We start from the raw sequence: 14,282 nt of genomic DNA on the forward strand, positions 1-14,282 counted from the left end.
GGTCTCTAGGAGAGACAAATGAATTTTCTTCCGTTCACGCGTGGAGGGCGTTCGCAGGACGTTGCTTCCTCCGCTTCTGAGGGCTCTCGCGTAGCTTCTCGTTCTGCTTCGCGTGCTTTGGGCGCGGCGGCTGCTTCTTTTGCGATGGTTGCGGCTTCTTTGGGCCCGATTGCTTCGGGCGCTCAGGCTGCTGATGCGCGCTACTACGATGGTTCGTCGAGCGAGCGCGCTGCGGCGAGCTGCTGGGAGGCTAAGCAGAATAATCCGCGTGGCAAGAGCGGCGCGTACTGGTTGTACAACCCTGCAATGAGCGCTCCTGAGCAGTTCTATTGTGATCAGGAAACTGATGGCGGCGGCTGGGTTATGATTGGCCGCGGCCGTGAGAGCTGGACTGAGAACTACTACGGTCGTGGTAGCGCTGATCAGCTGCATAAGAACCCTACCGGTTTTGATGCTGTGCAGCTCTCCGGCGTGACCGTAAATGCGCTACTGAACGGTACCCGTCCGCAGGATCTGCCTGACGGCGTGCGTTTCCATCGCGCAATGAACGTTGAGGGTACTACCTGGCAGGATTTCACGGCTCGCCGTGATTCCAGTACCGAATGGACTTGGACTTTGCGTTCGAAGATGTTCTGGTCAAATATTTCGGTTAAGAACACCTGGCAGTACAGTAACCGTTATAACTACACGAACCGTGGTCAGGTGGCCGGTAGCATCTTCACCCACGAGTATGATGATTTCCGTTCTCTGCATTTCGAAGAGAAGGCGTCACAGGGCTACAAGTTGGGCTTTACTTACGGTCGCAACGCCCAGATTACTTGGTGGACCGAGACTTACCTGATGAACCGTCCTTCGGCGTATATTTACCGTCCGGCGGATGATTCGACCGCTCCTCTGGTGTTTACTCAGATGTTCTTGCGCCCGAAGGTGACTCAGAACGATTTGGCGGCTAAGGGTCTGCACGCCTATGGCCAGCAGGGTGCTGCGGCAAGTAATCGTCGTGCGCTGCCCAATAGCTACTCCGAGAAGTGGAAGTGGCGTACCAGCGCTGACACCGGTACCGGCAAGAAGGGTGAGATGAACACCCAGGTTGAGGCGATCACCGAGGTTGGTGGCGCTGTCTTTACCGGTGGCGATTTCGCGTATGTTGAGTCGGCAAGCGGCGAGAAGGTCGAGCAGGCTTTCCTGGCGGGCTACGAGGTGGGTACCGGCGAGCTGCGCCGTTCCTTCCGCCCGAAGATTAACGGTCAGGTGAAGTCCGTTGAGGCCCTGCCGAACGGCCTGCTTGCCGTGGGTGGCTCCTTCGACCGGGTGAATGGCGAGTACTACAATGGCTTCGTGATTCTGGATCCGCAGACCGGCCAGGTGGCTAAGGACTGGGATATCCGCGTGGTCAGCCGCATTGCTTCTGTCCCGGTGCAGATTAAGACTCTGCATGTGCGTGATGGTTACCTGTATATTGGTGGCTCCTTCACTCATTTGAAGGGTCAGACCTCCCCCACCTACGCGTACGCGAGGAACCTGGCTCGCATTAAGTTGAGCAATGGTGAGGTGGACTGGAACTGGCGTCCGGTCTTTAACGGTACGGTCAACGGCGTGAGCGCTTCTGAGGGCAACGCCGATGTGTACGTTGCTGGCTACTTCACTCAGCTGAATAATCAGGAGGCGTTCCGTCTCGCTCATATGCAGGGTAATAGCACGAATCCGCTGACGTGGAACCACCGCCCTTCATACACCCCCAAGGGCGCGAACCTGAATGACTTGAAGAATGAGCGCAGGATGTGGGGCTTCCAGTTCGATGTTCAGGATGCTGGCTCCTCCGTCTGGGTGGGTGGCACCGAGCATATGATTACCCGCTACGAGAAGAGCTCGATGCGCCGCACCGACAGCGCGATTACTCGCGAGGGTGGCGACTTCCAGGATCTGCATCTGAGCGGCAACACTATTTACGGTGCATGCCACTGCGGCGATTTCCTCTTCCAGGGCGCAGATACGGTCTATTCGGAGTGGGAGAACGCGACTAACGCTCAGACAATTCGTCTGGTAGCTGCCTTCGATAAGGACAGCGGCAAGATGCTGCCGGAGTTCGCCCCGATTATGAACGGCGCGTATGGCTACGGTGTGTGGGAGTCCTTCGTGGATTCGACCGGCACTCTGTGGGTTGGTGGCGATATCCGTAAGTCGCTGGGTGCTAATGGTGTGCAGCCGACTATTGGCTTCGCTCGTTATGCGCCTCGCGATGTGGCTCCTCCGGCTACTCCGAGCAACCTGAAGGTTACGACGAATGGTTCGAAGGATCAGCTGACCTGGTCCGGTATTTCCGAGCGTAAGGTGAGGTACCAGGTTCTGCGCGATGATCGTCCTATTGCAACGGTTACGGGTACGAGCTATTCGGTGGATCACCGCGATGGCGCCCGCTACTATGTGCGTGCGGTAGATACTGCGGATAACTATTCGGCAAGCACCGAGGCTGTCCAGGCGGCATAATCCCTCATCGGGGCGATATACCACTATATGACAAAGAATTTTAGTGATGTTCACCCTATTGTCCCGGGTTGGTTTTATAACCAACCCGGGACTTTTTTGCACATAGTGAATCCATTTCATTCATTTACATGAAGGTTTTTTCATTCAGAGATATATATTTACCTTCTAATCAAGCCAAAATAGAGCATTAGTTAGGGCTTATTCTCATCATTTATAAAAACGTTATTTTTGCGAATCTAAGTATTTTCCCAGCTTTGCGTGTTAGCCTTTAGGTGCTTTGCCATCGCGCAAGGTATTATCTTCCGGAATATAGTCAATCTCACTCCAACCACTAAAGAGGCTTCCTATGTCAGCATTCTTCAAGCAGCCCTCCCGGTCCCGCGTTCTGGGCACTCTGGGCACCCTTGCAGTATCTGCTCTGGTTCTGAGCGCTTGCGCTACTGAAAACCCGAGCACCGACAGCTCCTCCTCCGCTTCTGCTTCCGCAAGCGTTTCCGCTTCTGCACACGCTTCGTCAAACCAGTCGTCGAGCACCTCTCCCCATGTCTCTGAACAGGGCACCGCTTCTGCATCCGCCGAGGCTTCGGGCGAGGCGTCCCCCAAGGCAGATGCTGAGGCTACTTCTTCTGACGGTCAGAAGCTTGAAGAGATTTACACCGGTTCGGAGGAAATGAAGAACGCTTCTTCCGTGCCCGTTGACACTGAAGAAGTGAAGAAGACTACCGAGCTGGTCAATTCTTTTGAGAACATTCTGACTAAGGTTAAGGCAGCTCCTTCCGCCGCTCCCTCCCCCGAACGCACCGCTGACCCGAGCAGCGATGAAGAAGCTGAGCAGCAGAACGTTGAGCAGGCTCGTGCCGTTCTCGATGATGAGACGATTCGCTCCATCGAGGCGGTGGCTGTTGATTCCGCTGCCGCTGAGTTTGCCGTGCAGGCTTCCGAATACGCACTGGCAGGCTGGCACTATGAAGGTTCTTCCACGGTCGTGGGCACTCCCCGTATGACTGAAACCCAGTACAAGGGTCAGCCCGCGCGCATGCTGGAAGTATGCATGGATTCTTCCTCTGTGAAGATCTATGACGAGAATAATCAGCCTGTTAAGGATGACAATTCTCCCAAGCGTTCACTCAATATTTACACCCTCGTTCAGGTCGATGGTCAGTGGAAGATTGCGACCCATGATTTCCCGAACAATCCTGATTGTTAGGGTCTAATTAAGAGATGCCGGCTTCCAGCTACGATTCGCTAGAAACCGCGCATTATCATCCATAGCGCATTAATGTTGATGCGCACTCGATAACATTTCTTGGCATTCATTTGGAGATATTATGAAAGCCCACCTTGGCATGACGGGCTCTGGCTTTTCTCGTTCTGCTATAACCCGCTCAACTCTTTGCTTGAGCATTGCTACGGCTTTGGCTTTGCCCGTAGCTATCCCCGCTATTACGCCGAGTACCGCTGTAGAACAGACTGCGGATAAAAGGGACTCTGCTTTCTACAACGGCACGACCTCCGAGCGTGCTGCCGCTAGCTGTTGGGAAGCCAAGCAGGCTAACCCCGAGGCAAAGAGCGGCGCCTACTGGCTGTACACTCCCGCGATGAGCCAGCCGACCCAGTTCTACTGCGATCAGGAAACTGATGGCGGCGGCTGGGTCAAGATTGGTGAAGGCCGTGACGGCTGGACCGAAAACTATGAGGGCCAGGGTGACACCTCTCAGCTCTACAGCGATGCCGCCCCCGCATCCTCCGGTTTGACTCTCGAGCAGGGCAAGCCTCTGAGCTCCCTGCCCGCCGCAAAGACCCCGATTCAGCTTTCGGGTACCACTATTTCTCAGCTGCTCAACGGCACCCGCCCCGATCAGCTGTCCGATGGTTACCGTTTCCGTCGCGCTGTAAACACTTCTGGCACTAAGTGGCAGGAGGCGACGGTGGAGCGCCGTCAGACCTCCGAGTGGACCTGGGCCCTGCGTTCAAACGCTGTCTGGTCTAACGCGGTCGTCACGAACCCTGACGAGTTCTCTTCCTACAACGAAAATGGTCGCAGGGACTGGTTTAACGGCACCTGGGAAGACCATATGCTGCGCGGCCAGAACTACGGCTTCAGGACGATGCTCTTTGAGGAAATGGCCTCACAGGATTACCGTATGGGCTTCCGTTACGGTGCGAACGCCCCCATTTCCCAGGACGGCTCTGAGCCGGCGATGACCGACGCGCAGAACTCCTACATCTACGGCAAGGAAAGCAAAGGTGAAACCTCTTTCGGTTACACCCAGATGTTCCTGCGCCCGAAGCTGACCCAGAACGATTTGCATCTGGGCACTATCCCGGATTCCGGTACTCAGGCGAGCGCTCGTCGTGCCCTGCCCAGTAGCCGTTCGGCGGATTGGCGCTGGCGCACCAGTGCTAAGACTGCCTCCGGTAAAACCGGCGAGATGAACACCTATGTTGAGGCCATCACCGAGGTCGATCACGGCAACGGCACCTCCAGCGTGTTTATTGGCGGCGACTTCGAGTACCTTGAGTCCTCTACCGGTGAGCATGTTGCGCAATCTAATATTGCTGCTTTTGACCCGGAAACCGGCGAGTTGCGCCGCGACTTCAAGCTGACTGTTAATGGTCAGGTGAAGGCTGTTGAGGCTCTGCCGAATAACCGTCTGGCGGTTGGCGGCACCTTTACCCTGGTTAACGGTAAGAAGCATGAGAGCTTCGTCGTTGTTGACGCTACGACCGGTGAAGTTGCCCCTGAATGGGCCCAGGTTAAAGTCGAAGATCGCATTCGTACCGAGGTCATGACAGTGAAGACCATTCACCGTCAGGGTGACTACGTGTATATTGGCGGCACCTTTACCCACATTTATGAAAGTGAAAAGGCGGGTGAGGCGTATTCGCGCAATATTGCCCGTTTTAAGTTGGGCGAGCCTTCTAACGGTGTGCCCGGCATTGTGAGTATAGACCGTAACTGGCGCCAGGTGTTCAACGGTACTGTCAACGGTATTAGCGCCTCCGCTGATAACTCTCATGTTTACGTAGCCGGTTACTTCACCTGGCTCAACGGCGGCCTTGCCTACCGCGTGGCTGATATTACTCAGCATATGCAGAAGGGCAGCCCGTGGGCGTACCAGCATTCTGAGATTCCTGCCGGCGCTAATGTCTCTGACCTGCGTAATGAAACCAAAATTTGGGGTTTCCAGTTCGACGTCCAGGATGCCGGTACCGGCGTCTGGGTGGGCGGTACTGAGCACCTCATCTCTCGTTACGATAAGGCCTCTCTGACCCCCACCTACACCGCGATTACCCGCGATGGTGGAGACTTCCAGGATCTGCATCTGAACGGCAACACCATTTACGGTGCCTGCCACTGCGGCGACTTCCTGTACCAGGATGCGCGCAACAAACCGTCCCCCGTGAACGGTTCAAGCGTGATTCACTCGGTCAAGCTGGTTGCTGCGTTCGATAAGGACAGCGGTAAGATGCTGCCGGAGTTCTCCCCCGCGATTAAGGGTGACCACGGCTTCGGTATCTGGGAGTCTTTCGTGGATTCGAAGGGTACCCTGTGGGTCGGTGGCGATATTCACCGTTCGCTGGGTGTTCACGGCACTCAGGACACCGTCGGTTTTGCGCGCTTTGAGGCTCGCGATGTGACTCCTCCGGCTACCCCGCAGAACCTGCAGGTTGAGCTGAAGGACGATAAGGACGTTCTGACCTGGGATGCTGTACAGGATACCGGTAGTGTCCGCTACCAGATTCTGCGTGATGACCGCGTCATTGCTAGCACTTCGGGTACGAAGTTCGAGATTGACCACACCGATAACGCACGTTACTTTGTGCGCGCTGTGGACAGCTCGGACAACTACTCTGCGTCCACTCCGGTTCAGGTAGCTCCGGTTCGCCCGACTCCTACCCCCACGGAGACCGCGACCGAGACTCCTAGCGCTGATCCGACGGCAAGTGCTGACCCGACCGCGAGCGCTGACCCCAGTGCTTCGGCAAGCGCTACCCCGAGTGCAGAAGCAACTACTGAGGCACCGAAGGAAGAGAATCCGAAGCCTGAGGAGCCTAAGCCTGCTGATCCTAAGCCCGAGGACCCGAAGGAAGAAACTCCTAAGGACGATCAGAAGGATGAGGCCGCTAAGGACCAGATTGTTCTGCCCTACGCATCCGAGTGGAAGTACATGGTTGCTGCCAATGCTCCCAACCGTAAGTACGGTTGGAAGTACAACTTCCACTTCACCCTGGAAGATATCGCGCAGGAAGCATGGCAGACCGGCAAGACCCCGATTGGTGTCGGTACCGGTAACCTCAACACCTCCGTTAATGTTCCGCTCGTGCGTACCCGCCACAACATCTACGCCTACACCACCATCCAGCTCACTCGTGAGCAGGCGAGCCGCGACCTGGTGCTGACCACCTACGCGGATGACGCTATTGCGGTGGGTGTCAACGGTGAAGAGGTTGGTCGTTCCAACTTCGACACCAGGGGCAAGCTGTGGAATAGCGTGGTAGCTTCCAGCTCGGTAGATACCGCTGAGGCCCAGAAGACTCCGGTGACCTTCACGGTTCCGGCTTCTCAGCTGAAGGCTGGCGAGAACCTGATTGCTGTTGAGGTTCACCCGGCATTCACTCGACGCAATATTCTACCGAACGTGAGCTTCGATCTGCAGGCTACTTCCAAGGCACCGGTTGCTGAGCAGCCCGCCGAGAAGGAAGCCGACAAGGAGGCGGAGGCTCCCGCCGCAAACGAGGCTGAGCAGCCCGTGGTCGATAACGCGAACAACGCAGCAGCCGACCAGGGCGAGCGACGCGTCGCCAATAACGGAGTCGGAACCCGCGTTCCGATGCAGTCCCGAAGGAACTAATACCTTCTAGACAATCTCAGCTAAATGGGGTTTGATTTTCTGAACGATTCAGGAAATCAAACCCCATTTGCGTATGCTCCCCACTTTTCTGTGTTTTTTGCATCATTTATTCCCATTATTTGTGATTCTGTTATGTGTGTCTCTGCACAATGTTCAGAAATATTTTCTAAAGCCAGAATTCACAGGAACAAAGCGTCGATAAACCCGCCTAACAGCACGCCAAACCTACCCGACGAATCCCGCAAATCTGCACTAAAGCGCATTGTCAGAGGCTTTTTACGACACAATTGTTGACCCTGACCACACGCACCCTGTCGCACTTTATCTCGTTGTAAAATATCTATATAGTGGTGTATGTGAAAAAGGGACCAACCACCTCTTTTTTCGCGTGCGGGACTTCCGGACTTTCTCGCAACCGCCCCGAAAGGGAGTAATTCACTCTCCTTCACTCCTCTCACCGATTAAAAAGGAATGTGCATGTCCACCTCTGAGGCACCTCACGCCCCGAACTCCGCGCCCGCATCGGGATTTGCCGCGAAGTTCTCCCACACCCTGCGCTCCCTTGAGGCAGCGCAGAAGCCCGGCATTGGCGTTCCCGCCTACACCCGCTGGGTCAACCGCCGAGTAGCACGCTACTTCGCTGCGACGGCTGTCGCTCTGGGCATCACTCCCAACGGCGTTACCGCTATTTCCGCTGCATGTTCCGCAGCAGGCCTCATCGTTCTGATCACTTGCCCGCCCAGCGTTGGTGTAGGTATCTGCGTTGCGCTGCTTTTCGCCCTCGGTTACGGTCTGGACTCTGCTGACGGCCAGGTTGCTCGCGTGACCGGTGCGTCTTCTCCCGCCGGTGAGTGGCTCGACCACGTGGTCGACTCCATCCGTGTGCCCTCCGTGCACATGGCGACTCTGCTCTCCTTCCTGCTGTACCCGGCACACTACTCTTTCACCGGTTCCAGCGCATTCAACGGCTGGATTATTGCTATGCCGATGATTTTCACCGCGCTGACCGCAGGTCACTTCATGAGTCAGATTCTGGCTGAGCAGCTGCGCAACAACCGCAAGACCGCGGCTCCTCCAACCGGTGGCCCACTGCGTTCCTTCATCAACCTGCACATGGACGCTGGCACCCTCTGCTGGATTTACATTTTCGTTGGTTTCGGCCCCGTATTCGTCATTGTCTACGCGCTGCTTCTGCTGGCTAACGCCGCAACCGTCCTGCTGTCCATGCGTCGCAAGTACGTTAGCCTCGCGACCCCCGCTGAGTAAGGAGAAACCCAATGATGCACTTCACCTCTCGCAACCCTGCCGTTTCCGCCGTGATTGCAACCAACGGCAAGCGCCCCGAACTGCTGCGCGTGGCGGTACGCTCCATCCTTGAGCAGAGCTACCGTGGCTTCGTTGAGGTTGTTGTCGTCTTTGACCGCGTTGAGCCCGACCATCTCGAAGATATTGAGGTCGGTGAGAACCGTGCTCTGAAGATTGTCTCCAATACCCGCTCCGGCGGTCTGGCTGGCGGCCGTAACAGCGGCATTATCGCCTCCAGCGGCGAGATGATTGGCTTCTGCGATGACGACGACTACTGGATGCCGTCCAAGCTCACCCAGCAGGTCGCTCTCTGGCGCGAAAACCCCGAAGCAGCCGCTATCTCTTCGGGTATTACCGTGCGCTCCGGCGGTCAGGACATCGTGCGCCTGGCACCCGAGCGTGCGACCTTCGCGGACTTCCTGCGTTCGCGCATTACTGAGATTCACCCCTCCGCCATGCTGTACTCCCGCGAGGATCTGCTCGGCGTTGACGGTCAGCCCGCCCGCATCGGCCTGGTCGATGAAGAGCTGCCCGCCGCCTATGGTGAAGACTACGACCTGCTGCTGCGCGCAACCCGCCACGGCGATGTACTGAGCATGCCCGAGCCGCTGATTCTGGTGCTCTGGGACCGCCCCTCCTTCTTCTCCGGAAAGTGGCAGTCCATGGTTGACGGTCTGAGCTACATCCTGCGCAAGTTCCCCGAGTTCGAGCAGGACCCCAAGGGCCTGGCACGTATTGCCGGTCAGATTGCCTACGCTCAGGCGTCGCTGGGTAACAACAAGGAGGCACGTGCCTACGCTCGCGCGGCTCTGCGCCGCGACCCCAAGCAGCTTCGTGCTTGGGCGGCGTATGTTGTGTCCACCGGCATTATTAAGCCCGCTACTCTTCTTGATCTCATCCAGAAGACCGGTCGAGGTCTCTAACCAGGTATCGCACAGACATGGTTTCCTCTTCCGTTCTTTCCCCTCCGGGTGCTTCGCCTGCGGCGCTGAAGGATTCCGCGGGATTGGCTAGTACGCCGCCTAGCGGTATTCTGCGTGCCCGCGCGCGTAACCGTCCGGTATCTACGGCGCAGAAGAAGCTCCCCGCTTGGCCCCTGCTGGCGTTGCTGTACGGCTTCCCGGCGCTGTGGGCTTTAGGTTTGCTTCAGATTGCGCCGCTGGTTCTGGCAGCAATCATGCTCTTTTACCTCATTATTCGAGGTAATGTGCGTGTACCCGGCTCCCTGTGGGTGTGGGGCGCGTTCTGCGTGTGGGTTGTTGTTGCGGCGCTTGCGCTGACCCGTTCCACCGACATGATTGGTTGGGGTCTGCGCTTTGTGAACATTCTCAGTGCAGGCATTTACGCCCTGTACTACTACAATGCGCGCTCCTCTATTAGCCTCAACAGGTTGTTGGGTGGTCTGGCGACCCTGTGGGTGACCCTCATTGTTCTGGGTTACGGCGGCGTGCTCTTCCCCGAGTTCCGTCTGCGTACCCCGATGAGCTTCATCATGCCTTCTGGCTTTATGCAGAACCCGCTGGTGCGCGACTACATGCTTCCTCCGCTGGCGGAGGTTCAGCGTCCGTGGGGTGCTCCCGAGGCGTATATTCGTCCCTCCGCGCCGTTCCCTTACGCGAATAGTTGGGGTCTGGCGTACACTCTGCTCACCCCGGTGATGCTGGCGTGCCTGTTGCGTCTGCGTTCCATCTGGCTGCGTATCGCGCTGCTGGTCGGTATGGCGCTTTCTACCGTGCCGGCAATTGCGACCAGTAACCGCGGTATGTTCATTGGCCTGGGTATCAGCGCGGCGTACGTACTGCTGCGTCAGTTCCTGGCGGCTAATTGGCGTGCTGTAGGTATGGGTATTGCGGCGATTGCGGCTGTGGTTGTTGCGCTCTTCGCTTCGGGCACCGTGGACAATATCCTGGGTCGTCAGGACTACTCGGACTCCACCGGTGGTCGTGCGGCGCTCTACCGTGCCACCTGGAAGGCGACTTTGGAGTCCCCGATTATCGGTTACGGCACTCCGCGTATGGAACCGAGCATTGGTGTGTCGATGGGTACCCAGGGGTACCTGTGGACTCTGATGTTCTGCTTCGGCTTCGTGGGTCTGGCGCTGTTCGCGCTCTTCATGGTGTGCACTGTAGCAAGCGGCGCGCGAGTGAAAACTACCTCCGGGTACTGGCTGCATAGTGTGCCGGTAGCGTGCTGTGTTGTCTTCATCTTCTACAGCTTCGATATTGCTCAGCTGACCATTCTGATGCTCGCGTCGATGGCGTGTATTCGTTCCATTCGGGATGGTGAGGGACTATGACGAAGAATCAGTCCCCTCGTGGTTTAGAGACCACTGCGGTTTCAGCTTTTGATGATGCATACTCGACGGGTGGTCGCCCTAGCCGCCGTGCACGTCTGCGTGAGAGCGGCGAGTACGTGGAGCCGGTAGTGGAAGAGGCTGAGTCTTCTGCTGATGAGTTCGCTCCGACGGTGGATGACATCCGCTCGGGTCGTTTTCCGGCGACCACGGCGCTGTCGATTGTGCCTCCGGCTCGAGGCTTTGCTTCCGAGGAGTTGTTGCCCGATTCTTTGGAGGCGGGTTCTTCGGAGTTAGGTACTTCGGCTGTAGGCTCCGTAGCGGGGAGCGCTACCGCTGTAGCGGGTGCTCATTTGTCCGGTTCCCGGCGGGTTGCCCCGGCTACTGCTGAGTCTGTAGAAAAGGCGCAGGAAGAAAAGACTTTGACTGAGAAGGCTAAGCCTTCCGCGTCAGGTGGTCCGGCAGATAGCGCATCCGCAAAGAGCGCGCCGGTTAAGAAAGCTCCCGCTAAGGGTAAGCAGCCCAGCCTGGCGAAGAGCGGTTCTCTTGCTTCGCTGTGCGTGATGTACGGTGCGGGTATCGCATTTGTGACCACGATGGTGGTGTCGAATGGTATTGGTGCTGAAGGTTCGGGCGAGTTCTTCCGTCTGATGGCGTTGTTCGCGATTGCGATTTCACTGGTGACCTTCGGCGCGGATACTGGCTTGGTTCGTACGATGAGCGCTCAGCGGGCACTGGGACGTTACGGTGTGTTGCCGCAGCTAATCCGTTACGGTCTGATTCCTTCGCTGGTGACTTCAGTGCTTCTGGTGACGGGTGTGTACATCTACACCGGGATTGTGCCGATGGCTCCCGAGTATCAGGCGGCGATGCGCGTCAGCTCCGCTTTCGTGCTGGTGGCGGCGTTGATGACGGTGTTCTTCGGCGCTCTGCGTGGTCTGCATCGTGTGGTGACCTTTACGCTCCTGCAGAATGTTCTGCTTCCTACTCTGCGTTTTACGGCTGTGGGTTTGGTGGTTCTGTTCTCGGGTCAGCTCATGGATTTGGTGTACGCCTGGACCATTCCGGTGGCGATTACTGCGGTGGTTGCCCTGTGGCTTTTGGAGCGGGCGTTCCCCTCGGAGGAGCATCTGGAGGTTCTTCCTTCTGAGGATTCTCCGCCCGAGACGTTCCGTTCATTCTGGGGTTTCAGCTCTGCACGCGGTGTCGCAACCGTTGTGGAAACGATTCTGGAGTGGATTGACGTACTGGTGGTGACGGCGTTCTTGGGTGCTGCTGCAGGTGGTATTTATGGTGCTGTGAACCGTTGTGTTCGTGTGGGCACCATGATTGAGCACACCGGACGCGTGGTGACCGGCCCGTCGATTAGTGCGGCGTTGGCTACCCGTCAGCTGGATCGTGCTCGAGAGATTTTCTTGTCGACCACTCGCGTGTTGACTGCTCTGTCGTGGCCGTTCTATCTCTCCCTGGCGTTCTTTGGTCCCGTGCTGTTGCATTTCTTCGGTAAGGGCTTTGAGGCTGGCGCTGGTATTCTCTGGGTGATTTGCCCGGCGGCGATGCTGTCGATGAGTGCCGGTGGCGTGCAGTCCGTTCTGCTGATGAGCGGTAAGAGCCGCTGGCAGCTGTTGAACAAGCTCTCCTCGCTGGTGGTGGCTGTGACCTTGAACTTCACGCTGGTTCCGGTTTGGGGCCTGTACGGTGCGGTGACGGCGTGGGCGTCTGCTCTGCTGATTGATACCTTCCTGGCGAGCTACCAGGTGTTCCGTCTGGTCGGTATTCGCGCTTCGGTTCGTGAGATGGCTCCGTCGCTCTTCTTGGGTGCGGCTGTTCCGACGGCGTGCGCGCTAGTGTCTTTGGCTATCTTGGGTCAGAGCGTGCTGGGCGTCATCGTGTACGTGGTGCTGCTGGTGCCGGTGTACGGTGCGGTGCTGTTCCGCTTCCGCAAGGCACTCGGTATTGAGCGTTTCCTTTCCGCCCGCCGAGCGAAGTCTTAGCCTTCCGCTTCTTCTACAGTTTTTCTCCGATATTTAGTGTCCGTTTCTCTTCCTCAAGGATGTCCTCATGGATAACACCTCTCATACCTCCTCGGTTACCCTTGGCAGCCAGGTACGTCGCATTTTCCGACACCGTCTGCTGATTCTGCTGTCGGTTGTGGTTTTCGCTGTGGCGGGTGCCGTCTACGGCTACATGACCAATAGCAAGTACACTTCTAAGGCTTCGCTGGTTGTTTACCCGCTGGTGGTTGATCCCGCCGGTACCGGTAGCGCTAACTCCGCGAAGGTGGATATTGCGACCGAGTCTCGCGTTGCGTCCTCTCGTGAGGTTGCGCAGAACGCAGCAAAGTCCCTGATTGCGAATGGCGATACCCTCTCTGAGGCTCAGCTGACCAGCCGCCTGATGAACTCCGTCAAGGTGACCGGTACCTCCCAGACTGCTGTTCTGGATATTGAAGTGACCCGCCCCAACGGCACGGATGCGGCACGTTACGCTAACGCTATGGCGAACGCGTACCTGCAAGTTCGTTCTGAGGCGCTGAAGAGCAGCGTTGATTCTGCTCTGCACCAGATTGATGAGCAGATTTCTGCTCTCGAGGGTGATAACAACCGTGCGACTCTGCTCTCTCAGTTGCAGGAGCGTCGTGCTCAGATTCAGCTGACTTCCACCACCGGTGGCCGTGTGATGAGCGAGGCTCAGGTTCCGTCTTCTTCCTCGGCTCTTGGCCCGGTGAAGATGGGTATTGTTGGTGCTGTTGCCGGTCTGCTGATTGGTGCTGTGCTGGCGTATGGTCGTGACCGCACCATGCGTCACGTTGGTTACGCTGATCGTCTGGAGGATGCTGGCATCCCGGTTCACGAGCTGGGGTCCACTTCCGAGGCGAATGACGCGTTCATGCTGCTGCGCACCATTGGTGCTCCTGACGGCGATGTGAAGAGCGCTGGCGCTTCCGGCATTGTGATTCTGCCCGGTACTGACCGCGGTGTTGAGCACCTGTACCAGATGCTGCAGCGTGTTCTGCCCACCGAGTACGCACGTTTCACCGACTACGCGTCGGTCCGTGACGCTCTGACCCGCCACACTCCCGAGTCGCTGGTTGAGAAGAGCGAGACTCCTCTGGTGATTAGCCTGAGCACCGCTACTCCCCTGTCGACCCAGTTGCGTTTCGTTCAGGCTGGCGGCGTGGCTCTGGTTCCGGTAACTGCGGCTACTTCGCTGCAGCAGGTTCGTGAACTCTTCGCTCAGCTGGATCAGCTTGAGGGCGTGAACGCTCTGGCTGTGTTCCTGGACCGCGAGTAATTGCGAGTAATCGGGTTTCTGTTGATGGATGCCTCGCTTCTGTGCGG

The 14,282-nt window shown here is 57.3% G+C and carries 8 protein-coding genes; all 8 read left to right on the plus strand.

The features are described 5' to 3' along the window. Positions 1 to 18: 18 nt before the first annotated feature. The 8 genes from RWL87_RS02085 to RWL87_RS02120 all read left to right on the plus strand — a co-directional run bounded on the left by RWL87_RS02085 (position 19) and on the right by RWL87_RS02120 (position 14,235). Entirely contained in the window at positions 19 to 2,487 is a 2,469-nt protein-coding gene (locus RWL87_RS02085) for a fibrinogen-like YCDxxxxGGGW domain-containing protein (RefSeq protein WP_313968735.1), read from the plus strand. Between the two features lie 346 nt (positions 2,488 to 2,833). Then, on the plus strand, positions 2,834 to 3,694 hold the full coding sequence (locus RWL87_RS02090) for a hypothetical protein (protein ID WP_313968736.1): 861 nt from the start codon (positions 2,834 to 2,836) through the stop codon (positions 3,692 to 3,694). 214 nt (positions 3,695 to 3,908) lie between these two features. Next, positions 3,909 to 7,343: a fibrinogen-like YCDxxxxGGGW domain-containing protein gene (locus RWL87_RS02095; protein WP_313968737.1), complete on the plus strand. Its 3,435-nt coding sequence runs from the start codon at positions 3,909 to 3,911 to the stop codon at positions 7,341 to 7,343. Between the two features lie 477 nt (positions 7,344 to 7,820). Beyond that, a complete protein-coding gene (locus RWL87_RS02100) occupies positions 7,821 to 8,609 on the plus strand; it encodes a CDP-alcohol phosphatidyltransferase family protein (RefSeq protein ID WP_313968738.1) in 789 nt (262 codons plus the stop codon). An 11-nt stretch (positions 8,610 to 8,620) separates the two neighbouring features. Beyond that, positions 8,621 to 9,571, plus strand: a complete 951-nt coding sequence (locus RWL87_RS02105) for a glycosyltransferase (RefSeq protein WP_313968739.1) — start codon at positions 8,621 to 8,623, stop codon at positions 9,569 to 9,571. 83 nt (positions 9,572 to 9,654) lie between these two features. After that, positions 9,655 to 10,944: an O-antigen ligase family protein gene (locus tag RWL87_RS02110; RefSeq protein ID WP_313968740.1), complete on the plus strand. Its 1,290-nt coding sequence runs from the start codon at positions 9,655 to 9,657 to the stop codon at positions 10,942 to 10,944. Beyond that, the gene (locus tag RWL87_RS02115; RefSeq protein ID WP_313968741.1) at positions 10,941 to 12,935 is read left to right on the plus strand and encodes an oligosaccharide flippase family protein; all 1,995 of its coding nucleotides are present in this window, start codon (positions 10,941 to 10,943) and stop codon (positions 12,933 to 12,935) included. The genes RWL87_RS02110 and RWL87_RS02115 overlap by 4 nt, the downstream gene beginning before the upstream one ends. Before the next feature lie 67 nt (positions 12,936 to 13,002). After that, on the plus strand, positions 13,003 to 14,235 hold the full coding sequence (locus tag RWL87_RS02120) for a Wzz/FepE/Etk N-terminal domain-containing protein (RefSeq protein WP_313968742.1): 1,233 nt from the start codon (positions 13,003 to 13,005) through the stop codon (positions 14,233 to 14,235). Positions 14,236 to 14,282: the final 47 nt, after the last annotated feature.

The sequence above is a fragment of the uncultured Rothia sp. genome, from assembly GCF_963555405.1.
Classification (GTDB): Bacteria; Actinomycetota; Actinomycetes; order Actinomycetales; family Micrococcaceae; genus Rothia.

What these genes read in the sequence shown, in the direction of transcription:
- RWL87_RS02100 (WP_313968738.1), top strand. Translation starts at nt 7,821, where the DNA reads ATGTCCACCTCTGAGGCACCTCACGCCCCGAACTCCGCGCCCGCATCG.
- RWL87_RS02120 (WP_313968742.1), top strand. Translation starts at nt 13,003, where the DNA reads ATGGATAACACCTCTCATACCTCCTCGGTTACCCTTGGCAGCCAGGTA.
- RWL87_RS02105 (WP_313968739.1), top strand. Translation starts at nt 8,621, where the DNA reads ATGATGCACTTCACCTCTCGCAACCCTGCCGTTTCCGCCGTGATTGCA.
- RWL87_RS02090 (WP_313968736.1), top strand. Translation starts at nt 2,834, where the DNA reads ATGTCAGCATTCTTCAAGCAGCCCTCCCGGTCCCGCGTTCTGGGCACT.
- RWL87_RS02085 (WP_313968735.1), top strand. Translation starts at nt 19, where the DNA reads ATGAATTTTCTTCCGTTCACGCGTGGAGGGCGTTCGCAGGACGTTGCT.
- RWL87_RS02115 (WP_313968741.1), top strand. Translation starts at nt 10,941, where the DNA reads ATGACGAAGAATCAGTCCCCTCGTGGTTTAGAGACCACTGCGGTTTCA.